This window comes from Vagococcus sp. QWL-13 (assembly GCF_058683555.1).
The window spans coordinates 2125001-2151421 of sequence record NZ_CM178746.1; the positions used below are offsets into that span (position 1 = coordinate 2125001).

The 26421-nt window shown below is 41.4% G+C and carries 21 protein-coding genes and 1 rRNA gene; 4 read left to right on the forward strand and 18 right to left on the reverse strand.

Annotation, left to right across the window (positions count from 1 at the left end; translation table 11 throughout):
- Window positions 1-105: 105 nt before the first annotated feature.
- From AC4PHI_RS09900 to uppS, 7 genes are all read right to left on the reverse strand, one after another.
- Window positions 106-1665, reverse strand: a 16S ribosomal RNA gene (locus AC4PHI_RS09900).
- 408 nt (window positions 1666-2073) lie between these two features.
- Entirely contained in the window at window positions 2074-2517 is a 444-nt protein-coding gene (locus AC4PHI_RS09905) for a Fur family transcriptional regulator (RefSeq protein WP_492199733.1), read from the reverse strand.
- Window positions 2518-2877: 360 nt separating this feature from the next.
- Window positions 2878-7215 carry a PolC-type DNA polymerase III gene (locus AC4PHI_RS09910; protein WP_492199734.1) on the reverse strand — a complete coding sequence of 1446 codons (4338 nt, stop codon included), beginning with the start codon at window positions 7213-7215 and terminating at the stop codon, window positions 2878-2880.
- Window positions 7216-7453: 238 nt separating this feature from the next.
- Window positions 7454-9163: a proline--tRNA ligase gene (locus tag AC4PHI_RS09915; protein WP_492199735.1), complete on the reverse strand. Its 1710-nt coding sequence runs from the start codon at window positions 9161-9163 to the stop codon at window positions 7454-7456.
- A 23-nt stretch (window positions 9164-9186) separates the two neighbouring features.
- Window positions 9187-10464, reverse strand: coding sequence for an RIP metalloprotease RseP (rseP, locus tag AC4PHI_RS09920; protein ID WP_492199736.1), 1278 nt, complete (start codon window positions 10462-10464; stop codon window positions 9187-9189).
- 87 nt (window positions 10465-10551) lie between these two features.
- Complete coding sequence (locus AC4PHI_RS09925) at window positions 10552-11358, reverse strand: phosphatidate cytidylyltransferase (protein ID WP_492199737.1); 807 nt, start codon at window positions 11356-11358, stop codon at window positions 10552-10554.
- Window positions 11355-12167, reverse strand: coding sequence for an undecaprenyl pyrophosphate synthase (gene uppS, locus AC4PHI_RS09930; protein WP_492199738.1), 813 nt, complete (start codon window positions 12165-12167; stop codon window positions 11355-11357). Before uppS ends, AC4PHI_RS09925 begins: the two co-directional genes overlap by 4 nt.
- A gap of 483 nt (window positions 12168-12650) precedes the next feature.
- Between uppS and AC4PHI_RS09935 the strand changes: the two genes are divergently transcribed.
- Complete coding sequence (locus AC4PHI_RS09935; protein WP_492199739.1) at window positions 12651-12782, forward strand: hypothetical protein; 132 nt, start codon at window positions 12651-12653, stop codon at window positions 12780-12782.
- A gap of 44 nt (window positions 12783-12826) precedes the next feature.
- Here the strand turns inward: AC4PHI_RS09935 and frr are convergent, their stop codons facing one another.
- The 6 genes from frr to AC4PHI_RS09965 all read right to left on the reverse strand — a co-directional run bounded on the left by frr (window position 12827) and on the right by AC4PHI_RS09965 (window position 17542).
- Window positions 12827-13384 (reverse strand): ribosome recycling factor, encoded by a 558-nt coding sequence (gene frr / locus AC4PHI_RS09940; RefSeq protein WP_492199740.1) that lies wholly within the window; start codon window positions 13382-13384, stop codon window positions 12827-12829.
- A gap of 1 nt (window position 13385) precedes the next feature.
- The gene (gene pyrH / locus AC4PHI_RS09945) at window positions 13386-14108 is read right to left on the reverse strand and encodes a UMP kinase (RefSeq protein ID WP_492199741.1); all 723 of its coding nucleotides are present in this window, start codon (window positions 14106-14108) and stop codon (window positions 13386-13388) included.
- Between the two features lie 137 nt (window positions 14109-14245).
- Window positions 14246-15124, reverse strand: a complete 879-nt coding sequence (gene tsf / locus AC4PHI_RS09950; RefSeq protein WP_492199742.1) for a translation elongation factor Ts — start codon at window positions 15122-15124, stop codon at window positions 14246-14248.
- Window positions 15125-15241: 117 nt separating this feature from the next.
- Window positions 15242-16036 carry a 30S ribosomal protein S2 gene (gene rpsB / locus AC4PHI_RS09955; protein ID WP_492199743.1) on the reverse strand — a complete coding sequence of 265 codons (795 nt, stop codon included), beginning with the start codon at window positions 16034-16036 and terminating at the stop codon, window positions 15242-15244.
- A gap of 323 nt (window positions 16037-16359) precedes the next feature.
- Complete coding sequence (locus tag AC4PHI_RS09960; protein WP_492199744.1) at window positions 16360-16971, reverse strand: class I SAM-dependent methyltransferase; 612 nt, start codon at window positions 16969-16971, stop codon at window positions 16360-16362.
- Window positions 16964-17542: an SGNH/GDSL hydrolase family protein gene (locus AC4PHI_RS09965; RefSeq protein ID WP_492199745.1), complete on the reverse strand. Its 579-nt coding sequence runs from the start codon at window positions 17540-17542 to the stop codon at window positions 16964-16966. The genes AC4PHI_RS09960 and AC4PHI_RS09965 overlap by 8 nt, the downstream gene beginning before the upstream one ends.
- Window positions 17543-17633: 91 nt before the next feature.
- Between AC4PHI_RS09965 and AC4PHI_RS09970 the strand changes: the two genes are divergently transcribed.
- From AC4PHI_RS09970 to guaA, 3 genes are all read left to right on the forward strand, one after another.
- Window positions 17634-18158 (forward strand): acyl-CoA thioesterase, encoded by a 525-nt coding sequence (locus AC4PHI_RS09970; protein ID WP_492199746.1) that lies wholly within the window; start codon window positions 17634-17636, stop codon window positions 18156-18158.
- An 88-nt stretch (window positions 18159-18246) separates the two neighbouring features.
- Window positions 18247-19170, forward strand: coding sequence for a type I pantothenate kinase (gene coaA, locus AC4PHI_RS09975; RefSeq protein ID WP_492201579.1), 924 nt, complete (start codon window positions 18247-18249; stop codon window positions 19168-19170).
- 18 nt (window positions 19171-19188) lie between these two features.
- Window positions 19189-20739 (forward strand): glutamine-hydrolyzing GMP synthase, encoded by a 1551-nt coding sequence (guaA, locus tag AC4PHI_RS09980; RefSeq protein WP_492199747.1) that lies wholly within the window; start codon window positions 19189-19191, stop codon window positions 20737-20739.
- A gap of 97 nt (window positions 20740-20836) precedes the next feature.
- Here guaA and AC4PHI_RS09985 read toward each other — a convergent pair whose 3' ends face one another.
- The 5 genes from AC4PHI_RS09985 to AC4PHI_RS10005 form a co-directional block, all read right to left on the reverse strand.
- Window positions 20837-21643 (reverse strand): site-specific integrase, encoded by an 807-nt coding sequence (locus tag AC4PHI_RS09985; RefSeq protein ID WP_492199748.1) that lies wholly within the window; start codon window positions 21641-21643, stop codon window positions 20837-20839.
- A gap of 619 nt (window positions 21644-22262) precedes the next feature.
- Window positions 22263-23093, reverse strand: coding sequence for a beta-keto acid cleavage family enzyme (locus AC4PHI_RS09990; RefSeq protein ID WP_492199749.1), 831 nt, complete (start codon window positions 23091-23093; stop codon window positions 22263-22265).
- Window positions 23093-23878 carry a cyclase family protein gene (locus tag AC4PHI_RS09995; protein ID WP_492199750.1) on the reverse strand — a complete coding sequence of 262 codons (786 nt, stop codon included), beginning with the start codon at window positions 23876-23878 and terminating at the stop codon, window positions 23093-23095. Before AC4PHI_RS09995 ends, AC4PHI_RS09990 begins: the two co-directional genes overlap by 1 nt.
- Window positions 23879-23900: 22 nt before the next feature.
- Window positions 23901-25217, reverse strand: a complete 1317-nt coding sequence (locus AC4PHI_RS10000) for a GntP family permease (RefSeq protein ID WP_492199751.1) — start codon at window positions 25215-25217, stop codon at window positions 23901-23903.
- Window positions 25218-25221: 4 nt separating this feature from the next.
- Entirely contained in the window at window positions 25222-26406 is a 1185-nt protein-coding gene (locus AC4PHI_RS10005; RefSeq protein ID WP_492199752.1) for an acetyl-CoA C-acetyltransferase, read from the reverse strand.
- Between the last annotated feature and the right edge of the window lie 15 nt (window positions 26407-26421).

Sequence of the window (26421 nt, forward strand, 5' to 3'; positions counted from 1 at the left end):
AATAGAAAAAAATAAAGCTTTGAGAGTAGACCTCTCAAAACTGAACAATGTTTAAGACGTGTGTAGTTTCCGCAGCCAGAACAATGTCTGGCTCTTATTCCTTAGAAAGGAGGTGATCCAGCCGCACCTTCCGATACGGCTACCTTGTTACGACTTCACCCCAATCATCTATCCCACCTTAGGCGGCTGGCTCCCGAAGGTTACCTCACCGACTTTGGGTGTTACAAACTCTCGTGGTGTGACGGGCGGTGTGTACAAGGCCCGGGAACGTATTCACCGCGGCGTTCTGATCCGCGATTACTAGCGATTCCGGCTTCATGCAGGCGAGTTGCAGCCTGCAATCCGAACTGAGAACAGTTTTAAGAGATTAGCTAAACCTCGCGGTCTCGCAACTCATTGTACTGTCCATTGTAGCACGTGTGTAGCCCAGGTCATAAGGGGCATGATGATTTGACGTCATCCCCACCTTCCTCCGGTTTGTCACCGGCAGTCTCGCTAGAGTGCCCAACTGAATGATGGCAACTAACAATAAGGGTTGCGCTCGTTGCGGGACTTAACCCAACATCTCACGACACGAGCTGACGACAACCATGCACCACCTGTCTCTTTGTCCCCGAAGGGAAAGCTCTGTCTCCAGAGTGGTCAAAGGATGTCAAGACCTGGTAAGGTTCTTCGCGTTGCTTCGAATTAAACCACATGCTCCACCGCTTGTGCGGGCCCCCGTCAATTCCTTTGAGTTTCAGCCTTGCGGCCGTACTCCCCAGGCGGAGTGCTTAATGCGTTTACTGCAGCACTGAAGGGCGGAAACCCTCCAACACTTAGCACTCATCGTTTACGGCGTGGACTACCAGGGTATCTAATCCTGTTTGCTCCCCACGCTTTCGAGCCTCAGCGTCAGTTACAGACCAGAGAGTCGCCTTCGCCACTGGTGTTCCTCCATATATCTACGCATTTCACCGCTACACATGGAATTCCACTCTCCTCTTCTGCACTCAAGTTCCCCAGTTTCCAATGACCTTCCCCGGTTGAGCCGGGGGCTTTCACATCAGACTTAAGGAACCGCCTGCGCTCGCTTTACGCCCAATAAATCCGGACAACGCTTGCCACCTACGTATTACCGCGGCTGCTGGCACGTAGTTAGCCGTGGCTTTCTGGTTAGATACCGTCAGGGCGGGAATAGTTACCCTCCCGCTGATTCTTCTCTAACAACAGAGTTTTACGATCCGAAAACCTTCTTCACTCACGCGGCGTTGCTCGGTCAGACTTGCGTCCATTGCCGAAGATTCCCTACTGCTGCCTCCCGTAGGAGTCTGGGCCGTGTCTCAGTCCCAGTGTGGCCGATCACCCTCTCAGGTCGGCTATGCATCATGGCCTTGGTGAGCCCTTACCCCACCAACTAGCTAATGCAGCGCGGGTCTATCCATCAGTGACACCCGAAAGCGTCTTTCATCCGATGACCATGCGGTCACTGGAATTATGCGGTATTAGCACCTGTTTCCAAGTGTTATCCCCCTCTGATGGGCAAGTTACCCACGTGTTACTCACCCGTCCGCCACTCTTTTTCTTTCGATGGAGCAAGCTCCGGTGAAAGAAAAAGCGTTCGACTTGCATGTATTAGGCACGCCGCCAGCGTTCGTCCTGAGCCAGGATCAAACTCTCAATAAAAGTATGATTACATCTTGCGATGTTTAGCTCATTAAATATTTTGCTAGCGAATTGACTTCACTAAATTTAGTATGGTTTTACTAGAAGTAAACCCCCTACACATTTGGTTCGTCTTATTCATTGTTCAGTTTTCAAAGGTCTACGTGACAGCCGCAAAAGCTGTCGGTTGCCTTGTTGCGACAACTTCTAAATATTAGCATCATTAGTTGAGTATGTCAACTACTTTTGTTAACTTTTTTAAAAGTTTTTTTGCACACTTTTTAACGAGACAACTTTTACAGTCTATCATGGCCTCGTTTGTTTGTCAAACTATTTTTTTAAATAAAAAAAGCTTTTCAACACAAGACAACATCGTCCTAGGGACTCTTATTACTATATCAAGTCCTGTGTTAAAAAGCAACTAAAAATCTATTGTTGATTCTCTAATTTTTTTTGGCACTCTGGGCACAAGCCGTAAAGCTCCATACGATGCTCTTTTATCTGAAAGCCAGTAAGTCTTTCGACTGCGACTTCCACATCTTCCAATCCAGGATAAAATGTATCGACAATTTTTCCGCAAGACTCACAAATAGCGTGATAATGCTGCTGAGAGCTGAAATCAAATCTGCTTGATGCATCTCCATAAGCCATTTCCTTTACGATGCCAATTTTAGTAAACAGTCTTAGATTATTATAAACAGTTGCCACACTCATATTCGGAAAACGAGAGACTAGAACTTGATAAATTTCGTCAGCGGTCGGATGGTTGTCACTGTCAATTAAATATTCTAAAATCGCATGTCTTTGTGGTGTGATTCTTATGTCTGATTTTTTTAATTCAGCCACTGCGTGTGTTACTTTATCACTTGTCATTTTCTCGCCTCCTTCTTACCTTCTACAAGTATCATACTATATAAGTATCTTATTTTTCAAGAAAGTAGTCTGTGTTTGTTCAAACCTTTCTTCTTTGAAACGGATTTCTCATAAGCGTGATTAGTCTTTGTTTCCTACTTAGTGTTTAAAGTACCCTCTGTCAAATTGCCAATCCGTCAGATGAATCAATACCTAGTGAACTTAATCATGCTTAAAAGTCAGTAATCATTTTCACTATTTCCGATTTCATCCGGGACAAAAAGCGGCACGAAATTTTCGGCCGCCTTTCATATCCTATTAGTCAATCAGTATGTTTATTTTTTCAAAATCCTTAAAGCCTTCTCTGATGAATCGTTAGTGTTACAACATATCAAATAATGATAATTGATTTTCCTCCGGCATCCCGTCTAATACACCATTTTCTGAAAGGTACTCAATGATGGTTTTAGAAACTTTTCCTCTGGTGGACAGATCTTCTTTAGAAAGAAACTCTTTTTCTTCTCGTGCAGCGATGATTTGTTTCGCCACGTTTTCACCTAAACTGGGGATTGCGCGGAAAGGTGCAATAAGTGCATTCCCCTCAATAATAAAATCGTTAGCATCAGATTTATACAAATCAACCATTTTAAATTCGAAGCCTCGTTCAAGCATTTCGTTAGCAATTTCCAAAACGGTCAGCAGATTTTTTTCTTTGGTAGAAGCTTCCAACCCTTTGTCCATGATTTCTTTCATGCGGGCTTTTACCGCTTCTTTACCTTTGGACATGGCAACTAGATCAAAGTCGACTGCCCGCACTGAAAAGTAAGCTGCATAATACAAAACAGGAAAATGAACTTTAAAGTAAGCCACCCGCAAGGCCATTAACACATAGGCAGCCGCATGGGCTTTCGGAAACATGTACTTAATTTTAAGACAAGAATCGATATACCACTCCGGAATCCCTTCTTCACGCATAGAGGTTTGCCAGTCGTCAGGAATCCCCTTGCCTTTTCGCACGCTTTCCATAATTTTAAAAGCCAAGCCATCTTCCAGTCCATTGTGAATCAGATAAACCATGATATCGTCACGACAGCCGATAACTTCCGCTAAATTAGCCCGTCCCTGACGAATCAATTCCTCTGCATTGCCCAGCCAAACATCCGTTCCATGAGACAACCCTGAAATTTGGAGCAATTCGGCAAAAGTTGTGGGATGGGTCTGTTCAAGCATCCCTCTGACAAATTTCGTACCGAATTCCGGGATACCTAAAGAGCCTGTTTTAGAAAAAATTTGGGCACTATCGACACCAAGCACTTCGGGGCCTGAGAATATTTTCATTACTTCCGGATCATCAGTGGGAATAGTCTGAGGGTCGATTCCAGACAAATCCTGCAACATACGGATCATGGTCGGATCATCATGTCCGAGAATATCTAGTTTCAGTACGTTATCGTGAATGGAGTGGAAATCAAAGTGAGTCGTTTTCCATTCTGCTTCCTGATCGTCCGCCGGATACTGGATAGGGGTAAAATCATAAACATCCATATAATCAGGGATGACGATGATCCCGCCCGGATGCTGCCCAGTCGTCCGCTTGACCCCGGTAGCCCCTTTAGCTAACCGATCTATCTCGGCACTGCGCAAGTTTAAATTAAAATCTCTTTCAAATCCTTTCGCAAAGCCAAAGGCCGTCTTATCTGCAACTGTTCCAATGGTTCCCGCACGATAGACATACTCTTCACCAAAAAGCTCCTTCGTATAATCGTGTGCTTTCGGCTGATAATCCCCTGAGAAATTCAAATCTATATCGGGAACTTTGTCTCCATAAAATCCTAGGAACGTTTCAAAAGGAATGTCGTGCCCGTCTTTGGCTAAACGGCACCCGCATTTCGGACATTTTTTTTCAGGCAAATCGAAACCAGAACCAACCGACCCGTCTTCAAAGAATTCCGAATATTGGCACTCAGGACAGCGGTAATGGGGAGCGAGAGGATTGACCTCTGTGATTCCTGTCATTGTAGCAACAAAACTTGAGCCTACTGACCCGCGAGAACCGACTAAATAGCCGTCGCTAATACTTTTATGAACTAATTTTTGAGAAATCAAATAGATCACTGAAAATCCGTTACCGATAATACTATCTAATTCTTTTTTTAGACGTTTTTCAACAATATCCGGCAATGGATCCCCATATAACCGTCTGGCTTCATTGTAACTTAAATTGGTGATTTCCTCTTCAGAACCTTCGATTTTCGGCGTATACAGTTCGGTCTTGACCGGGGAGACTTCATCAAATGATGCCGCCAGCTCCTGAGTATTGCTGACCACCACTTCCATTGCTTTATCTTTGCCCAAAAAGGCAAACTCTTCCAACATCTCATCTGTTGTCCGGAATTGAACATCAGGCAAGTCATAGCGGTTTAGCGGGTTCGCTCCCCCCATGGAATTAATCAATACTTGCCGATAGATTTTATCCGTTTGCTCAAGGTAGTGGACATTGCCCGTTGCGATTACCGGCTTGTTCAAATCTTTGCCAATTTGGACTAAATTACCGATGATTTCTTCTAAATCTTCCTCGCTTTTTACTAATTCCTGTTGAAGCAAGGGAGCATAAACGGGTTTAGGCATGATTTCTATGTAATCATAAAATTCCGCCCGACGACGCGCTTCTTCATAGCCTTTCTGCATCATCGCTTCGAAAATTTCCCCGTTGCTGCAAGCCGAACCCACCATCAATCCGTCACGCATCTCACTGATTAATGAGCGGGGCACTCTTGGAACCCGGTAAAAATATTCCACATTGGAAGCAGAAATAATTTTAAACAGATTTTTTAAACCTTTTTGATTTTTCGCCATGATCACTCCATGGAACGGACGCGCTCTTTTATAAGCATCTCCTTCGCCTACATGAGCATTCAGCTCGTTATGTTTCAAGATGCCGTGCTCTTCTTCCGCTTTTTTGATAAAGAGCCAGCACAAATAACTGGTAGTTTCAGAGTCGTAAATTGCCCGGTGATGCTGCTCCAGATGGACGCCGTATTTTTTGGCCAATGTATTTAACCGGTGACTTTTCCATTGGGGGTGTAAAAACCGCGACAACTCTAGTGTATCGATTACGGAATTAGGTGCTTCAGGCAAATCGTATTTTTCATAACTGGTATTAAGAAAGCCCATATCAAAACTGGCATTATGGGCAACTAAAACCGCATCGTCGCAAAAATCTTTAAACAGGCGGAGCACTTCTTCTTCCGATTTTGATCCGCGGACCATATCATCAGTGATTCCCGTCAAATTAATCGTTGTTTGAGACAGGGGATGTCCAGGGTCGATAAACTCCTCAAAGGTTTCAATGATGTTGCCTTTTTGCATCTTTACGCCTGCCAGCTCGATAATCGTATCATAAACGGCTGACAAACCTGTGGTCTCCACGTCAAAAACTACATAGGTGGCATCAGATAAAAGGATGTCTGCTTCGTTGTAAGCAATCGGCACACCGTCATCAATGATGTTGGCTTCCACGCCATACATAATTTTCACCCCATGTTTTTGGCCCGCATGGTGCGCATCCGGAAAGGCCTGTGCCCCGCCATGATCTGTGATGGCAATCGCAGGCATCCCCCAGTCTGCGGCCTTTTTAACTAAATCGGCTGCACTGGGTAGTGCATCCATAGTACTCATGTTGGTATGGGCATGAAATTCCACACGCTTTTTATCATCAGGCGCTTTATCTTGACGGACTGCTTTCTTGACTTCTATCAAATCCTGCCCGTTCATCACCAAATCACGCATAAACGTGTCTTCCTGCACACTGCCTCGCGCTTTCAGCCACATCCCTTTTTTGATGTTCGCAAAAACCGCTTCGTCTCTCTCCCCATTGGAAAATTTCTTCACAATGAAAGAGGACGTATAGTCTGTCATTTTGATTATCAAAATCTGTCTTCCTGAACGGAGATCTCTGGCTTCAGCATCGAACACATAACCTTCAATGGTCACCCGGCGTTCTTCTTCCAAAATTTCCGCCATAGGAGTGATAGGTTCATCATTGGGAATATTTCTTCCCAGTTGAACAGGTCCTTCCAGCACAGCCGGCTCATTTTTTTTCTGCTGCTTGATTTGATCATTTTTTACAATCGCCTGAGCCGCAGCTTCCATCATTTTTTCCTGTTGATCTTTTTGTTTTTGCTCAAATTCCAGTCGGCGCGCCTCCGCTAAACGGTGATCTAACTTAGGAATGATTTTAAACTTGGGAAAACCAAACTGTTCATAACATTTAGCTATTTCAGGGAAAAACTGCGTTTCCAAATAGGATAGCAGTCCTTCTTTTTCCAGCGAAACGATGATCTGTTCACCAGCAATTACTGGTAAAACACCCTGCAAAGAACCGTTAATCATTGATTTATTCCCGTTGCTCTGCTGGATACAATACTGCCAATATTCCTGAAGCTGCTGTTCTGTGTATTGGTTGTTGTCTGCTATAATATTCAGCTCAATCGTTGCGATTCCGGAAAATCCCCGGTGAAGCTTCAACGTAAATTTTTGCAGCAACTCAATAGGCAACAACTCAAAGAAAGCAAAGTGAAATTCCCAAATCCGGCTTTGCTTTTTTACGATTACCTTCTTGATCTGCCCTTCTTTCATCAAAGGGACCTCATGCAGTTCTTGCTCCGGGTCGATCTGGTCTAATAATTTTTGAAAAAGTTCGTAGGGGTTTAAAGCCATCAGCTCGTCCTCCTTCTTATCACTAAATCCTACTTTCGGATAAGTCCCTAGCTGACTCAAGGTCAACTGAAATCAGCTAAAAACGCTGATACGCAACGCAAAGTCTATTTGTATTAAGAACTTATCGGGTTCAGATGTGGATTTCCTAAAAGAAAGAGACATCCAACAAAAAGGTTTTGTTGATTGCCTCTTTTCTTTTATATTATACTCTTTTTTGATTTTATTTCCAAGGCAGAGTCTAATCTTTCGACTTCAATAAAATATGAAGTGTACTGACCAGCTCATCCTTACGCACTTCAATCATCTCGCCAGTATTGCGAATTTTGACTTCAACTACACCGTCTGCGGCTTTTTTACCAATCGTGATACGGATAGGCAAACCGATCAAATCGGCATCCATAAACTTCACACCGGCACGCTCATTGCGGTCGTCAATCAGTACCTGATAACCTGCCTCTACCATTGTCTGATAAATCTCATCTGTTAGAGCGCTTTGATACATATCTTTCAGATTAAGGGGAACTAGATGCAAATCAAAAGGAGCGATTGCCAGCGGCCACTTCAAACCGCCTTCGTCAATATTTTGTTCTGCGATTGCGGCAACCAACCGAGAGACTCCAATGCCGTAACACCCCATGATGACGGGTGTTTTCCGTCCTTTTTCATCAAGAACTTCCGCTTCCATATCCACACTATAGCGTGCGCCCAATTTAAAGATATGGCCGATTTCGATTCCTTTCGTAAAAGCCAAGACACCCTCTCCATCAGGTGAGGGATCCCCTTCTTGTACCAAACGGATATCTTCAAAAATATCTGGCTCAAAATCCCGGCCCACATTTACATGTTTGAAGTGATAACCGTCTTCGTTGGCACCGGTTATACCGTTTTCAATATCTTGGGTATGCAAATCGGCATAGATTTTAATCGTGTCCGGAATTCCCACCGGTCCGAGAGAACCGAAATCAGCCCCAAGAAATTCTAAAGCTTGACTGTTTCCTGCCCGCTCCAACACGCTTGCCCCCACCGCATGCCGTAATTTTATTTCATTTACTTCGTGGTCGCCCCGCACCACAGCTAAAACCGGCTTCTCGTCTGCTATAAATAAAATCGACTTAAAGACTTTGTCAGCGGGAATACCAATATATTCGGTCAGCTGTTCCACAGTGTCGCAATCAGGGGTGGCGATTTTTTCCAAATCCTGCAGTGTCTCCCCTTTATGTTTAGGTGTATACAGACTTGATGCCATCTCCAAGTTGGCAACGTAGTCTCCGCTGGTAGAATAACAAATCGTGTCTTCACCGATATCCGACAGCGCCATAAATTCTTTGGACTCTCCGCCTCCCATAGCACCCCCATCGCCAATGATGACACTGAAATCTAAACCGCAACGTGCAAAAATTTTCGTATAGGCGGCTTCAAACTGCCGATAGACATTATCTAAACTTTCCTCGGAAGCATGAAAAGAGTAGGCATCTTTCATTATAAATTCACGACAGCGAAGCAAGCCAAATCTTGGCCGGCTTTCATCACGATACTTAGTTTGTATCTGATAGAGTGTCAACGGCAAGCGTTTATACGAAGTGATTTCATTGCTGATCAATTCAGTAAATGCTTCTTCATGAGTCGGCCCCAGCAAATACTCATGCTTGGCACGGTCTTTCAATTTAAACAGTAGTTCTCCATAGGTGTCATAACGACCAGTTTCCTGCCACAACTCCGCCGGCAACAAGGCTGGCATAGTCATTTCTACCGCATCGATTTTCTCAAGTTCTTCCCGAACGATTCTTTTGATACGTTCTAAAACTTTCTGTGCCAAAGGTAAATAGCTGTAAATCCCGCTTGCTACTTGCCGGATATACCCTGCCCGGAGCAGCATCCGGTGACTTAAAGCTTCCGCGTCGCTTGGTTCTTCACGCAATGTCGGTACCAACATTTTAGACTGTTTCATTTCTTTTCCTCCCAAAGTAAAAACTATCTGCCTAAAAATCTCATAATGTCATTCCACATTACTAATACCATCAGCCCAATCAAAAAGGCAGCCCCTACCATTGTAATCCGCATCTCCCATTCCGGACTCAATGGCTTCCGTCTAATCCCTTCTACCAAATTAAACAATAATTTCCCGCCGTCCAGCATTGGAATCGGCAGCAAATTCATAATCCCCAAGTTGACGCTTAATACTGCAGTAAAACTTAGAATGGCGATGATATTTTGATTGGCTATCTCTGAAGAAGCCTGAAAAATCATCACCGGTCCGCCCAATTTATCTAAACTGAAACTGCCCAATAAATCCCTTAACAAATTAAAAATCAATAATGCGTTTTTCTTTGTCTGTCTGCCTGCCTCCTTAATTGTCCCGGCAATCCCTAACTGCTCCAGTTCAACACCAGATGTGATACCAATCATCACTCTTTGCTCCCCATTATCCGTCATCTTTTTCGGAGTAATGGAAAGAGTTTTTTCCTCTCCGTCTCTGTCAACAACAATCGGAACAGTTGTGTCAGCATTTTTTTGAACCGCTTTGCCAATATCAGCATAGGCATCAATCTTTTCTCCTGCAATGGAAATAATTTTATCCCCGTCTTTCAATCCAGCTTCCATTGCCGGACTGTCTTCACTCACGCCGGCGATTTGATTGCTGGGCGTATAGATACCACCCTGATAAGTCAACATAATCACAAACAAGATAAAAGTCAAAATAAAATTAAACAAAGGACCAGCGAAGTTTGTCAGCATCCGCTGATATAATTTAGCCGACTGAAACTGGACATCAACGGGGGCAATACGGACTTCCGTACCGTCCTCTTCAATAATCATCGCGTCGTGGATGACGGAATAAACTGTTTCTTTTTCTTCGTCTCCATTGAGATAACCTTTGACAAATAGTTTTTCCTCCAAGTCTACTTCCAAGACTTCCATCGGCACACTATTAGCCAACTGAACCTTACTGCTCGTATTTATTCTAATTACTTCCTGCTGGTCATTTAATTCTAGAGAGATGGCTGTCCCGGGATTCAACTCTACTTCTTCCTCTCCAAGTCCTGCCATCCGAACATATCCGCCTAACGGCAATATCCTGATCGTATAGGTCGTTCCCGACTTATCTTGATAAGAAAACAGTTTAGGCCCTACACCGATAGCAAACTCACGTACCAGAATCCCAGACCATTTAGCAAAAAGAAAATGTCCTAATTCATGCATGATTACGATCAAGCCAAAAACAAACAAAAAAACTAATACAGCTTTCATAAATAATTCAACACTCTCCTTTCCTATAGTAAAACATCTGAGAGAAAACTCGTTCTTTTATTTCGAGTTATAATTCCGCTTCCTCACCTAAAAAATCCCTAAAAAGCTCATCAAAGGAAAAACAAACAGCAAACTATCAAAGCGATCCAAAATTCCTCCATGTCCGGGCAATAAATTTCCTGAATCTTTAACACCAAAGTGGCGTTTAAAGGCTGATTCCACTAAATCGCCCATCTGTCCGGCCATAGACAAGACTACGGTGACGGCTAGCATGATCGTCCATGGGTAATTAAATCCCGTTTTGGACGGATAGACGAAAATCACTAAGCAAGCCATGAGCACGGCACAAATCACTCCACCGACGGAACCTTCAATAGTCTTATTCGGAGAAATATGAGGGGCAAGTTTGTGTTTCCCGATTTTCCTTCCGATCATATAGGCGCCGATGTCTGTTGCCCAAACCACTGCAAGACCGTAAATGATATATAAAAATTCCGAACCGCTGCCCCTGGCTGAAACAAAGCTTTGAAATCCCACACCGACATACAAACTCACCAGCACTGGAAAGGCTGCATTTTCAAAAGTGTAGGTATTTTTCGAAAAAACCGCCATGCACAACAGCAACAGTACTATCAAATAAAACAGATGGAAATTGGACATGCTTTGAGGAAAAAAGAAAAACCACTTTTCTCTGGGCAAAACTAAGGCAACAGCCCCCGCAGCAGATAGAACTCCTTCCATACTCACTAATCGCAAACCATTCATTTTGAACAACTCGTGTACACCAATCACTGCCAAAGCAGCGACCGTCAATTCAAAAGCCCAGCCGCCATACCATACAATCGGTACAAAAAGGGCTAAGGCAACGACGGCGGTGATGACTCTTTGTTTCATTCTTCTGTAGTCTCCTTACCATTCTTTTTAGACTTTAGACCGCCAAAGCGGCGATCCCGATGTTGAAAACTCCCAATCGCATCGTTAAAGTGCTTTTCATCAAAATCCGGCCAATAGGCTGGCGAAAAATACAATTCGCTATAGGCGATTTGCCAAAGCAGAAAATTACTGATTCTTTCTTCCCCGCTGGTCCGGATCAACAAGTCAGGGTCTTGCCACTCAACGCCTAAGCTGGCTGTCATCAAATACTGCGAGAACAATTCCTCCGTGATTTCTCCGGTCAGTTCTCCTGCCCGCACTTCTGTCACGATTTGATTAATCCCAGTCAGCATTTCAGCACGACTGCCATAATTCAATGCAAAATTTAAAATCATCCCTGTACTCCCAGCTGTTTGTGCTACCGCGTCTTTAACAGCTTTTTGAGTATGTTCCGGGAGATATTCAGTATACCCCATGACATTTACTCTCACATTTTCTTTAATCAGTTCCGGGACAAATTCATCAAAAAAATCTACCGGCAGCTGCATCAGGAAGTCCACTTCCTTCTCCGGACGTTTCCAATTTTCAGTAGAAAAAGCATAGAGGGTCAAAACTTTAATCCCCATATGACTGGCATGCCTCGTAATTTTTTTTACGTTGTTCATCCCTTCCCGGTGTCCGGCAACTCGAGGCAGGCGTCGATTTTGAGCCCAGCGTCCGTTACCGTCCATAATGACAGCGACGTGATTAGGCACAGGTCGTTCAGGGTCAAATGACTGCCCTTCTTCTGCTTCCATATAGCGTTCTTTTTGAGGAAACAAACGAAACATTGTTACCCATCCTTCCTTTTTCTTTCTATCTTCATTATTGTAGCAAAAAGAACTTGAAAAACCTACACAAATTCGTTGATACAGATGATTTATCCTTCAAGCTAAAGTAAAATTTAACAAAATTAGCACCTAATAAGGAAAATATTGACTTTCGATGCTTATCTTCATACAATGGCACTAGAACGAATGCCAAAGGAGGAGAAGAAAATTGACAATTAAAGCGTTTTGCCCTATCCAAATTATATAATTGATGATAGCTTCGCCTTGCAAGGTGTTGCATGGAAAAACACTTAATTCGACATTTTCTTTATCCGCATCATGGATACTTTTGAAGTTGGCTTAAAAACCATCTTCAAAATCTTCTTTATGCGTGCCGAAAATCGAAAATAGCGGCATTTCGTTAAGATAGTCTTTTCTGACATATCTTCTGATTTCCAGCCCGCTCTGTAAGTTTAGCTGTCATCATTGGAAAGGAGTATCTCCATGAGTAAGCTAAATATGAACCGGCAGCGACGAAGGAAACAGGTCTTTGGCAGTCAGACATCAACAAAAATGCCCCGGCAAAAACCCAAAGGACGAAAACGTCCATTAAGATTTCCGCGTCCAAAAAAATAAACATAAAAAGTCTTACTTTCTCAAGATGAGAAAGTAAGACTTTTTTAAACTTCCAATAGCTCTTGTTCTTTTGCTTCTGTAATTTTATCAATGTTGGCTGTACTTTTATCTGTGATATCTTGCACATCTTTTTCTAATTTATGCAGGTCATCTTCAGAAATTTCTTTGCTCTTTTCCATCTTTTTTAACTCATCGATGGCATCCCGGCGAATATTTCGGACAGAAATCTTAGCATTCTCAGCATATTTCCCAACCTCTTTGGCAAGTTCCTTCCGGCGCTCCTCGGTTAGCTGCGGAATCACCAGACGAATCACGTTTCCGTCATTAGCTGGACTTAATCCTAAGTCGCTGGCTAAAATAGCTTTTTCTACGTCTTCCAAAGAATTTTTATCAAAAGGCGTGATCATAAGTACACGTGCCTCAGGAATGGTAATTTGTGCTAGTTGATTCAACGGTGTCATGGCACCGTAATACATTACTTCCACACGGTCCAAAATACTGGCATTCGCCCGGCCGGCCCGGATGTAGCCAAGCTCCCGCTGAAGATTTTCCTCAGATTTCGTCATTCTTTCTTTCGCATCTTTTAATACTGTTTGTACCATCTTACTTCCCCCTCACTGTCGTTCCGATATCTTCACCTAAAACTGCTCGTTTAATATTGCCGTGCTCATTCAAATTGAACACGACTAATGGGATGTCATTATCCATACTCAGAGAACTTGCGGTGGAGTCCATCACTGCCAGCCCTTTTGAAATCACGTCCAGATGTGTCAGTTCTTTAAATTTCGTCGCATCAACAACTTGCTTCGGATCAGCAGAGTACACACCGTCCACATTGTTTTTAGCCATCAAAATAACATCTGCGTCGATTTCCGCTGCACGTAATGCAGCCGTAGTATCTGTTGAAAAATATGGATTGCCTGTGCCGCCTGCAAAAATAACTACCCGTCCTTTTTCCAAATGACGGATAGCCCGTCTGCGGATATAAGGTTCTGCGATTTGACGCATCTCGATAGACGATTGGACACGGGTAGGCACACCAAGGTTTTCCAGTACATCTTGCAGTGCAAGAGCATTCATTACTGTGGCTAACATGCCCATGTAGTCAGCTTGGGCACGCTCCATCCCCATTTCAGCGCCGATATTCCCGCGCCAGATATTTCCGCCGCCGACAACGATTGCGATTTGCACACCTAATTTATGAACGTCTTTGATCTCTTTTCCGATTTCTTCGATTGTGGGTGGTTTGATTCCAAAACCAGTATCCCCGGCAAGGGCTTCTCCACTCAATTTTAATACGACACGTTGATATTTTGGACTAGACATCCGATTACCTCCAATTTTGTACTGAATCTATTTTAGCATATTTTACTTGCAACTCACACTGGTTACCGGTGAATTTACCTAAAAAAAGGGAGCGCACTTATGACAGCGGCTTCCCAATTTTTATGACAAGATAACTCTTATTTCATTTGACTTCTTACTTCGTCAGCAAAGTTTTCTTCACGTTTTTCAAGACCTTCGCCTACTTCAAAACGGACGAACCCTTTAACTTCAGTGTTGTTGGCTGCCACATATTTTGCAACAGTCACATCTGGATCTTTAACAAAAGGCTGATCTACCAAGCAAATCTCTGCCAAGAATTTATTCATACGGCCGATTACCATTTTTTCAACGATTTTTTCCGGTTTGCCTTCGTTCAATGCTTGTTCAGTCAAAATTTTCTTTTCGTGCTCTAACTCTTCTGCTGGCACTTGATCTTTAGTCAAGTAACGAGGATTGATAGCTGCAACGTGCATTGCGATATCTTTCGCTACGTTTTCATCTGATCCGTCCAGTACAGTTACAACTGCAATCGTTCCGCCGGCATGAAGATAAGCACCGAAAACTTGATCGTCATTTTTTTCAACGATTTCGAAACGGCGGAAAGCAATTCTTTCACCAATTACTGTGGTCGCTTCAAGAATTTCTTTCTCGATCGTGCCATTTTCAGTAGCGATAGCCAAAGCCTCAGTCATATCAGCCGGTTTGTTTTCTGCTACTAATCTAGCGATGTTAGCTACTAACTCTTTAAATTGGTCGTTTTTAGCAACGAAGTCTGTTTCAGAATTTATTTCTACAACAGCTGCCACGTTACCTGCCACATGGATATTTGCCAGACCTTCTGCTGCGATACGGTCGCCTTTTTTAGCTGCTTTCGCCAAACCTGATTCTCTCAAGTGGTCCACAGCTTTATCCATATCTCCATCAACTTCAACAAGCGCTCTTTTAGCATCCATCATGCCTACGCCTGTCTTATCGCGTAACTCTTTTACCATTGCTGCTGTAATTTTTTGTGCCATTTTTTCATTTGCCTCCCAAAGTATTTTCTTTTACAAAAAAGTCTCAAAGGTAAAGCGGGGCTACTATCGTTCGCCAACTACTTCATAGCCTTTGAGACACTCTATTTTTATGATTGATTATTCAGCGTTGTCGCCTTCGACTACTTCTACGATTTCTTCCATAGATTCAGCTTTTGGGGCTTCTTCTGTTTCTGTTTCAGCTACAAAAGTTTCCTCAACAACATCGTCTTCACCTTGACGTCCTTCGATGAAAGCATCTGCCATTTTCCCGGAAATCAGTTTTACTGCACGGATAGCATCATCGTTTGAAGGGATAACTACATCGATTTCGTCTGGGTCGCAGTTAGTGTCAACCATTGCAACAATCGGAATATTTAGTTTGCGAGCTTCTTGAACTGCAATGCGCTCTTTACGAGGGTCTACGATAAAGATAACATCAGGAATTCTAGGCATGTCAGCGATACCGCCCAAGAATTTTTGCAGACGTTCACGTTGTTTGATTAGGCCGGCAACTTCTTTTTTAGGCAATACTTCAAAAATGCCATCTTCTTCCATTTTATCGATTTCTTTTAGACGACCGATACGTTTTTGGATTGTGTCCCAGTTAGTCAATGTTCCACCCAACCAACGATGGTTGACGTAAAATTGACCTGCTCTTTCGGCCTCTTCCTTGATTGCTTCTTGTGCTTGCTTCTTAGTTCCTACAAAAAGAGCCACGCCGCCTTCTTCGGCAACATTTTTCATATAGTTGTAAGCATCGTCAACAAGACGAACTGTTTTTTGCAAGTCGATGATGTAAATCCCGTTTCTTTCAGTGAAGATATATTTCTTCATCTTAGGGTTCCAACGACGTGTTTGGTGTCCAAAATGCACACCTGATTCTAGTAATTGTTTCATACTGATTACTGCCATGTTTTGTTTCCTCCAATTTGGTTTTATTTTCCTCTCTCAAAGTCAACTGCATGAAAGACTTCTGATGAAGCACCCCTTCATCCATCCTTTGAGATGTGGTATTAGTCATGTATTTTTACATAACCTTAAACAGTATAATATAAATCATTAGTAAATTCAAGTTTTTTTGACGCTTCGTTTTTTAGAGTTTAAACGGACAAAGCAAAATCTCTATGATAATTTTTTACGTTCCTTTTTAATGATGGGATAATCAAAAGTCTATCAGCCGACTCAATATTTCCTGTGCCAAAATATTTTGATTGAAAAACAGCTTGTTGCTTATATTATTGTTCGTTTATTTTAAGGCTTTTTAAAATAAAGTAACCTTTATCTCTGGTCACTACTTCCACATTGCCGAAAACTTCCCGCATTTTTTTCTGGGCACTGGGAGCTCCCTGCTTTTTTTGTATCACCACAGTCAAAGTTCCTCCTTTGGCGAGCAGTCGATAGGACCCCTCAAGAATACTATGAACCACTTGTTTGCCGGCGCGAATCGGCGGGTTGCTGACGATTGCAGCATATTCTTCCAAATGAACATCGTCATAAATATTAGAAATATGGATATCCGCTTCTTTGATACCATTGAGAACCGCATTTTCAGCAGCTAATGCCACCGCACGTTCATTGACATCTACCATCTCCACCGACCGATTGGTACTGTACGCCAATGCTAATCCGATAGGTCCATAACCGCAACCCACATCCAAAATTTTCCCAGTCGGCAAATCTTCATCCGAAAAAGTGTCAATCAATACACGGCTGCCAAAGTCTACAGTCTTTTTTGAAAAAACATGACTGTCAGTGATAAATTGAAATATTTGCCCTTTCAGTTCAAACGACCACTGTTCTCTGTCGTGGGGTGTCTCAGGAGTGTGTGTAAAATAATGTTCAGTCATGGTTCCATTTCCTCTTTTTCTCCATAATTTTCTGCTGGAATAGCTCTGTCAGTTTTTCATAACCAAATTCTGAAAAGTGCAAGCCGTCTTCCTGCAGCCACTCGTCCGCCTGTTCAGAGTGAATCATCTCATCCAGAACACTCACGAAAGGCAGCTGTCTCTCTTTTGCTAGCTCAGCCAGCCCATCAGAAAATTTTCTGCAGCGGCTTAATGGACGATCAAATTTTCTGACTGCTTGTTTCGTATAAGGAGCGCTGAATAAGATGACTTTTTCAGGACCGATTTTTTCGATCATGACTGACAGATTCGCAAGGTATTTATTTAAACTCATCAACCGGTCGATTGCCACATCATTGGCACCAAAAAATAGAGTCACGATATCAGGCTGATAACGCAAGACATGCTCCTCCAAACGTTTTAGTCCGTCTGCCGTGGTGTCTCCAGGTATACCGGCGTTGATGACATGATCTTCGGAAAATGCTGCTGCCACTTTGCTGGTCAATGCATCCGTGATGCCTTCCTCATTCCAGCCGGCAGTAATACTGTCCCCAAACAAAATAATTTTAGCCAAGTTGTTCCATCCTTTCTCACAAATAGCCATATTTATGCTATACTCATACTATTATTTTTCAATTATCATAGCATAAGGAGCTTTTATTTACATGCAGAACGAAAATAAAACTGAAAAATTTTGCCGGGATTCGCGCACGATTCAAACTCATTTGGTCTTCCCTCAAGACACTAACAGTCATAATACATTGTATGGCGGGAAATTAATGTCCTATATCGACAGTTGTGCGGCGATTACTGCCTTACGTCACACTAAGAAAACAGTAGTCACTGCTTCTACCGACCGTCTGAATTTTTTAGCACCTATTCCGTCTAATCATGCCTTGACGCTGGAAGCTTTTGTCACCGGCACCGGAACTAAATCCATGGAAATTTTTGTCAAGGTTTCCGGGGAAGATTTACTCAACAACCAGCGCTATTTAGCCGCTACCTGTTTTACCACATTTGTCGTTGTAGGCGAAGATCTCCCAGAGGATTATGTGATTCCCACCATCAGACCTGAAACCAACGAGGAAAAGACCATTGCGGAAAACTATCTTGAACGTAAAAATAACCGTCTAAGGGATCTGACTTTAGAAAAAAAGTTTTTATCTGATATTTCTCTGACAAGTTATTGATTCTTCATAAATTTTAAGTACAATTAATAAAAATATGTTAAAATGTGACTTATGATTATCGTAAAGTAAAGGCGGTTGAATTATGAATATCAATGAATCGAGAAAATATCACCGGTTTTCTCGTGAAGAATGGAAAAGTTTTTATCGCAACGGTGTCCCACCTTTAACTGAAGAAGAACTGCAGGAGATAAAAAGTTTCAACGACAAGATTTCTCTGCAAGATGTTCAGGAAATTTATATCCCTATCACCCATCTTATCAAGCTGTATATGAAGGAATATGAATCGCTTCAGCTAAGTAAAGGTCTGTTTATTCAATCGTTTCAAGATGTGCCCCCATTTATCATTGGCATTGCAGGAAGTGTGGCTGTAGGAAAAAGTACGACGGCCCGCTTGCTTCAAATGATGCTGTCGCGCACTTTTAAAAGGAGAAATGTCCATCTGGTGACAACAGACGGATTTCTTTATCCTAATCGAGTTTTACAAGAACGCGGATTGATGAACGATAAGGGATTTCCGGAAAGTTATGATATGGAGCTTTTGATTAATTTTCTTGGTGAAGTAAAAAGCGGAAAACCGAAAATCAAGCTTCCGATTTATTCCCATGACATCTATGATATCGTACCAAATCAATACCAAGAAATCGTTGAACCTGATATTCTGATTGTTGAGGGAATCAATGTCCTCCAGCTGCCTTCCAATCAACAAATTTATATGAGTGATTTTTTTGATTTTTCTATTTTTGTTGATGCAGATCCAAAGACGATTGAAAGATGGTATCTGGATCGTTTCGAGGCATTATTGGAGACCTCGTTCCAAAACCCGTCTAATTTTTATTATCCTTACGCCATTGGTCCAAAAGAAAAAGCAATAGCCATGGCAAAAGATGTCTGGAAAAATGTCAATCTGCGAAATTTAAATGAATTTATCTTGCCTACCAGGCACCATGCAGATTTGATTTTACGCAAACAGGCTTCCCATGAAATCAGCGACATCTATTTAACCAAATATTAACTATAGAAAGAGTGAGCTTTGTTGACAGAAAACACCTCATTAGAAACTATCATTGTATTGGATTTCGGCAGCCAATACAATCAGCTAATCACCCGCCGCATACGTGAATTTGGCGTCTTTTCTGAATTATTGAGTCACAAGACAACCGCTGAAGAAATCAAAAAAATGAATGCAAAAGGTATTATTTTTTCAGGGGGACCAAACAGTGTTTATAAAAATGACGCGTTCAAAGTTGACCCGGAAATTTTCAATTTAGGATTGCCGATTCTCGGTATTTGTTATGGTATGCAGTTAATGACGGAATACCTTGGCGGAAATGTTGAACCTGCTGGGGTCCAAGAAAACGGTCAAGCCTTCATCGATATCAGCAACACAACAAGTGGTCTTTTTGCGGGCCTGCCTTCCAGACAGCAAGTGTGGATGAGTCATGGGGATTCTGTCACAAGTCTTCCCCCAGAGTTTGAAGTTGTTGCAGTCAGCTCCGACTGTCCTTTTGCGGCCGTTGAACATCAAGAGAAAAAATTCTACGGTGTTCAATTCCATCCGGAAGTTCAACACTCAGTCCATGGGAACGACATGTTAAAGAATTTTGCTTTCTCTATTTGCGGTTGTCAAGGCGACTGGTCTATGGAGAATTTCATCGATTTGGAAATCGCAAAAATCAGAGAAACAGTGGGAGATAAAAAAGTCCTCCTTGCCCTATCCGGCGGAGTGGATTCAAGTGTGGTTGGAGTGCTGCTCCAAAAAGCCATCGGCGATCAGCTGACATGTATTTTTGTGGACCACGGTTTGCTCCGCAAAAACGAAGCAGAGGAAGTCATGGAAAGTCTCGTTGGAAAATTTGGTCTAAATATCATTAAAGTAGACGCACAAAAACGTTTCCTCGATAAATTGGCCGGTGTTTCCGATCCGGAACAAAAACGTAAAATCATCGGCAACGAATTTATATATGTTTTTGATGACGAGGCTGCCAAACTTGACGGCATCGAATTCCTTGCCCAAGGAACATTGTACACAGACGTTATCGAAAGCGGCACTGAAACTGCAGAGGTCATTAAGTCTCATCATAATGTAGGCGGATTGCCAGAAGACATGACTTTCCAGCTAATCGAACCGCTAAACACACTTTTCAAAGATGAAGTTCGTGCATTAGGAACTGAATTGGGGATGCCTGACTCGATCGTCTGGCGCCAACCGTTCCCAGGTCCCGGATTGGGCATTCGTGTATTGGGAGAAGTGACGGAAGACAAGTTAGAAATCGTTCGGGATAGCGATGCCATCTTACGTGAAGAAATTGCCAATGCCGGTTTAGATCGCGACATTTGGCAATATTTCACCGTTTTGCCTGGCATTCGCAGCGTGGGAGTAACTGGAGATAACCGTACTTATGATTACACAATCGGTATTCGGGCCATTACTTCTGTCGATGGTATGACAGCTGACTTTGCTAGAATCGACTGGGATCTGTTGCAAAAAATCAGCGTGAGAATAGTAAATGAGGTCCCTCATGTCAATCGTGTGGTGTATGATATTACCAGCAAGCCACCGGCAACAGTAGAGTGGGAATAAACAACAACACTCTCAAATCCACTGATACGTAAGGGTTTGAGAGTGTTTTATTATTTTGTGGTAGCGCATTTGGTAGCATGTCATTTCTTTTTCATTTTTATCGCTTAAAATGTTGGTTACCGTTAAAATTTGTCAACGATTTTTTCGCTGTATCAATTTTTACCGTTCCACTCAATGCTTTAGCGACTTGATTATCACTCCTTTGATACAAATGCGAATATGTTCCTAGTGTTGTTTCGACATCTTCATGACCCAGTCGTTCTTTTATTATCAAGACATTCATATTATGCTCATTGATCAATAATGAAGCATGTGAATGCCGCAAACCTTTCGGTTGTATTTCCTTCACACCAGCAAGTTTTGCATGTCTTTTTACAACCCTGTTTATTGTACTTTTTATCATTGGTTTTCCGTCATATGATAGAACTAGTTCAGAGTTTATGTTCTGTTCTTGACGTTGTTTCCAATCCTTCAAAATTTCTATCGTATCGTCATCAAGAGATATCGTCCGTTTGCCCGCTTCCGTTTTAGTTGGACCAAAGCTCCAATCATTTTTGCTTTTCAATCGCAAAGAATGTTTCACACTCAGTGTTCCTTGATCCAAATCAATATCTCTATCCCAAACTAAAGCTGTTGCTTCATTAACTCTCAAGCCGGTCATAAAATACAACCATATCATTACAAAATATAGATGTTCTAAACAATCCGCTAAATTGAATGTTTCGATCACTTTTTCAAATTCTTCTTTCTCCCAGTATTCGACTATCACTTTTTCCTTTGAAATAGCCCCAACGCGTTGGGTTCTATTTTCATTTACCATTCCCAATTCTTTAGCTTTAGTCAAGCTTTTAGAAAATATCCCATAAACAGCTCTCGCGTAATTTTTTGAATATTCATTTAACAAATGGTTTTTCCACGATTTTATGATGAATGGTTTAATACAAATAAAATAACGGAAAAAGGAACCAAGCAGGAGTGTTCACTTCTACTTAGCTCCAAACTAATTTTTACTCATCAGTCCTATTTGACAAAGAGCCAAAATTCTCTTCCTTACTTCTGACACATATGACTTCTCTGAAGCACTAACATAGATAGACAAAAAAATAAGGAAACCCAAATCTTTTTATCGATTTTGGTTTCCCTTTTACTATTTTTGAGACTTATGGGTCAGCCCCGAACGATAGGAGCGAAATGTAAAAAAAAGAAAAGTAATTACCTTTGACAAATACTGTTTTTGCAATTTCAAAGTTCCAAATAGTTCGAATCCCCAACAATACTATTAAAGCTGTTGCTGAAAAAAGAAGCAAAAAATCAGAGCCTGCATTGAACTAAACCTATCAATAAGGCAGATCAACTGATTGGTTAAAGCATATAAAGAAAGAGGGAAAATGACATTTGAAGATTTTGATCAACCTATGGGATTGACAATAAATCTCAACAATCGCTGTATAAATTGATCACCAATTTATACAGCTCCGTTATTTAACTTTTTCAACATCCTCAAAAAAATACAGTTGTTTTTTCTAAACTTTTTTTTCAAGCTCCAATAAGGCACGTGCTTCATCTGGAGTTGCAACGACTTTCCCTAATTCTTCAATCAACAACTTAGCACGATTAACAAATTCTACATTAGATTTGGCCAGTTGACCTTTAAATAAATAACTATTATCTTCCATACCTACACGGACATGCCCACCTAGCGCTAGTGTAGTCATCAAAATAGGTGTACTTTCTTTTCCAATGCCAAAGGCACTCCATGTTGCATCTTCAGGTAACAAACTTTTCAAAAACACTAAATTTTCAACAGTTGCGGCAATACCACCTGGTGCTCCTAACACAAATTGGAAATGTAAAGGACTTTGTAAAATACCCTTTTCCAAATAGTACAACGCTGTATATAACATTCCTGGATCAAATATCTCAACTTCCGGTTTAACATGTGATGTTTGCATTTGTTTGCCTAATTTTTCCAAAAAGGCAGGGCTATTTTCAAAAACCGTTGAGTGTTGCCAGTTCATCGTGCCACAATCATAACTTGCCATCTCTGGCAACAATTCTACAAAAGGTTTCATTCGTTCATCATCACCAAATCCAGTTCCGCCAGATGTCGTGATATTTATGACAATATCGCATTTATCTCTAATTAATCCTACAGTTTCTTTGAATTTTTGGAAATCCATTGTAGGGTTTCCTTGTTCATCTCTAACATGAATATGGGCAATAGCCGCCCCAGCTTGATAACACTTATAGACTTCTTCAGCAATTTCTGTTGGTGTTAGTGGAACATTAGGATTATGTTTTTTTGTTGTATATCCTCCTGTTGTAGCAACAGTAATAATAACTTTTTCTTTCATTATGCACCTCCATCTTTCTCATCAAACATTGCGACTGCACGGATCCACCCAGCACTGGCAGCTTTAATTTTCACCGGGAAACAACTAAATTTAAAGCCTGTCGCTGGCACTTGATCTAAATTAGCTAATTTTTCAATGTGACAATATGCTTTTTCAATTCCAGCAAAATGTCCTTCCCAAATAATGCTTTTATCACCCGTTTCATCAAATTCTTTTCCGACTAATTTTAAAGGTCGATCCCAACTCCAAGCATCCGTTCCCATCATGTGAATTCCCTGATTAATCAACCACAAAGTTACCTCTCTTCCCATACCACAACCAGCAGAAAGATAATCAATCGTTCCCCATTTTTTTGAAGCGCCAGTATTTACTAAAACAATATCACCTGGCTTCAAGTTGTAGTTCAAACGAGAAAATTCCTTCTTGAAATCTTCTATTGTGGCTGCATAACCGTTGGGTTTATCCGTAAAATCAACAACCACTCCATCTCCATAGCACCATTCCAATGGAACTTCATCAATAGTCCATGCACGCTCACCATTGTTCATTGTAGGATGATAATGATAGGGAGCATCTAGATGGGTGCCTGCATGTGTTGTTAATTTAACATTTTCTAAAGCCCATGCCACACCACCGGGTAAATCATCCGTCGTAGCATTTCCAAAGAAACTTAGCATATAATCAATCTGATCCTCATGTGTTTGATAATCAATCTCTGGAATCATTCCTACTGGATCTGATGGTAAATTACTTTCAATAGCTGTACTTAAGTCAACAAATTTCATAATCAAAACCTCCAATTTTTTATTAAAACATTATTCCAACAAAGTATGCAGCAATAAATGCAATAAAACTTCCAACGACAACTGAAATAAATAGGTCTTTATACGTTTCTTTATGAGTTAATCCCGTCAATGCATACATCGAAAGTAAAGCACCACACTGTGGTAAACATGTTAGAACACCTGAAGCAATTGCTGATAAACGATGGATTATAGCTGGATCTATGCCCATATCAATATAAGATTGAATAAAATTATTCATCACAATACTTAGTGCGCCTGAAGAAGATCCTGTAACTCCAGCCATTGATCCATTTAAAATAGATAAGCTTATCAATGGATTGCCGGGAATTCCTTGAATCCATCCTAAAATCGTTTGGAAACCAACTGCTGAGGAGACCACAGAGCCAAATCCAACTGCTGCTGCAGAAAAGATCGTTGGTGAAACAGATCCAACTGCACCAGCATTTAAAATAGCTTTGTGACTTTTAATATGTTGATGAAACACACAAGCAGCAATGAGTATGGCAATAGCTAATGCAAAAATAATAATATCGCCTATCTTAAAATAACTTCCAACAAAAATAATAATAATCAAAGTCAGCAAAGGTGCTAAGCTAGCAACTAGACTGGGTAACGTTTTTGTAGCTAACGTTTCGTCTTTTTTAGCATATTTAGAATCAAAAGTTTCACCATTAGCTAAAGCAACGCTCAATTCTCTTTTCATCCGCCATAAGCCCCAAAGCGTCACGACAATTGAAGCCACAATCCCAACCATTGGAGCTGCCGTAAGCGTGGTCCCCAAGACAGTTGTTGGAATAACATTTTGAATAGCAGGTGTACCTGGCATCATTGTCATAGTAACAGTCGCTACTCCTAAAAAATAAGGAGTAATAATTAAACGCCATGGTATATTCAATTTCTCGAAAAGATTACGAGCTAATGGCACAACAGCAAATAGAACAACGAATAGACTCACCCCACCATAAGTTAATAGTAAGCTAACTAAAAATATAGCAATCAATACCGAATAAGGTTTTTCAGTTCCAGTAATTTTTAAAATGGCGTTTGCTATGGTGTTAGCCGCACCGCTTTCTTCAATATATTTCGCCAAAATAGAACCTAACATAAAAATAATAAAGAAGGATGTCACAAATCCGGATAAACCATTCATATATGATTTTTCACCAGAAATTAAACCTGTAATTAAATCAATCTTATTCGTAAAAATCACTATCAAAGCGGCCAATGGTGCTAAAATTAAAATATTAACTCCTTTTAAAGAAAACCATATTAATACAATAACAGCTAATAATACGCCAACAATTGGAATTATTGTCATTTTCTTAACCTTCTCTTTCTACAACAATGGACACTCCCATGCCACCACCAACACATAAGGTTGCCAATCCACGTTGAAGATTTTTGTTTTTTAATCCATGCAGTAAAGTTGTTAAAATACGAGCTCCTGATGCCCCAATCGGATGACCCAGAGCAATAGCTCCACCATAAATGTTCACCATATCCATGTCAAAATCAAGTTCTTTAGCAACTGTCAATGCTTGAGCTGCGAATGCTTCATTAGATTCAATCAAATCAAAATCAGCTATTTCATAATTTAGTTTGGCTAAAACTTTGCGTGTTGAAACAACTGGACCATATCCCATCGTATCTGGATCGGTTCCCTCAAAGGCATAACCTTTGACTACAGCTAAATAGTTTATGCCCAATTCTTCGGCTTTTTCTTTACTCATTAACAATATCATCGCTGCCCCATCATTAATACTTGAGGAATTCCCTGCTGTAACTGAACCATTCTCTTTAAATGCCGGTTTTAAACGTGCTAGTTTTTCAAGGCATACTCTTTCTCTAATCCCTTCATCTTGTGCGACCAAAAGCGGTTCTTGTTTGCGCCGGTTCACTAAAATAGGAATGATTTCATCTTTAAAAACATTGGATTGCCTAGCTGCACTCGCCCTTCTTTGACTTTCAATGGCAAATAGATCTTGTTCTTCACGCGAGATATCAAATCTTTCAGCTAGGTTTTCCGCTGTTATGCCCATATGATGATGAGAAAAAGCATCTGTCAAACCATCATTAAGAAGGGTATCGATAACTTGACCATTACCCATTCTCAAACCAAATCGTTGTTCAGGAAGTACGTAAGCTGACTGACTCATGCTCTCAACTCCACCTGCTAACACAACATCTCGATCACCTGTCATGACAGCTTGAACTGCATTTAAGACAGCTTTCAATCCAGAACCACAAACATTGCTCACAACATAAGCTGGAGTTGTCACGGGAAAACCTGCCCCAATTGCTATTTGGCGAGCAACATTCATTCCTTTTCCAGCTGACAAAACATTGCCAATTACTACTTCTTCAACCATCTCTTTTGTAACAGATGTTTTTTCGAATAATCCCTCAGTTGTTTTAACGCCTAATTCTGTGGCTGATAAACTAGCTAAGACCCCACCAAAACTACCGATAGGAGATCTAACAGCTTCTACAATCACAACATCTCTCATTTACTTTCCTCCATT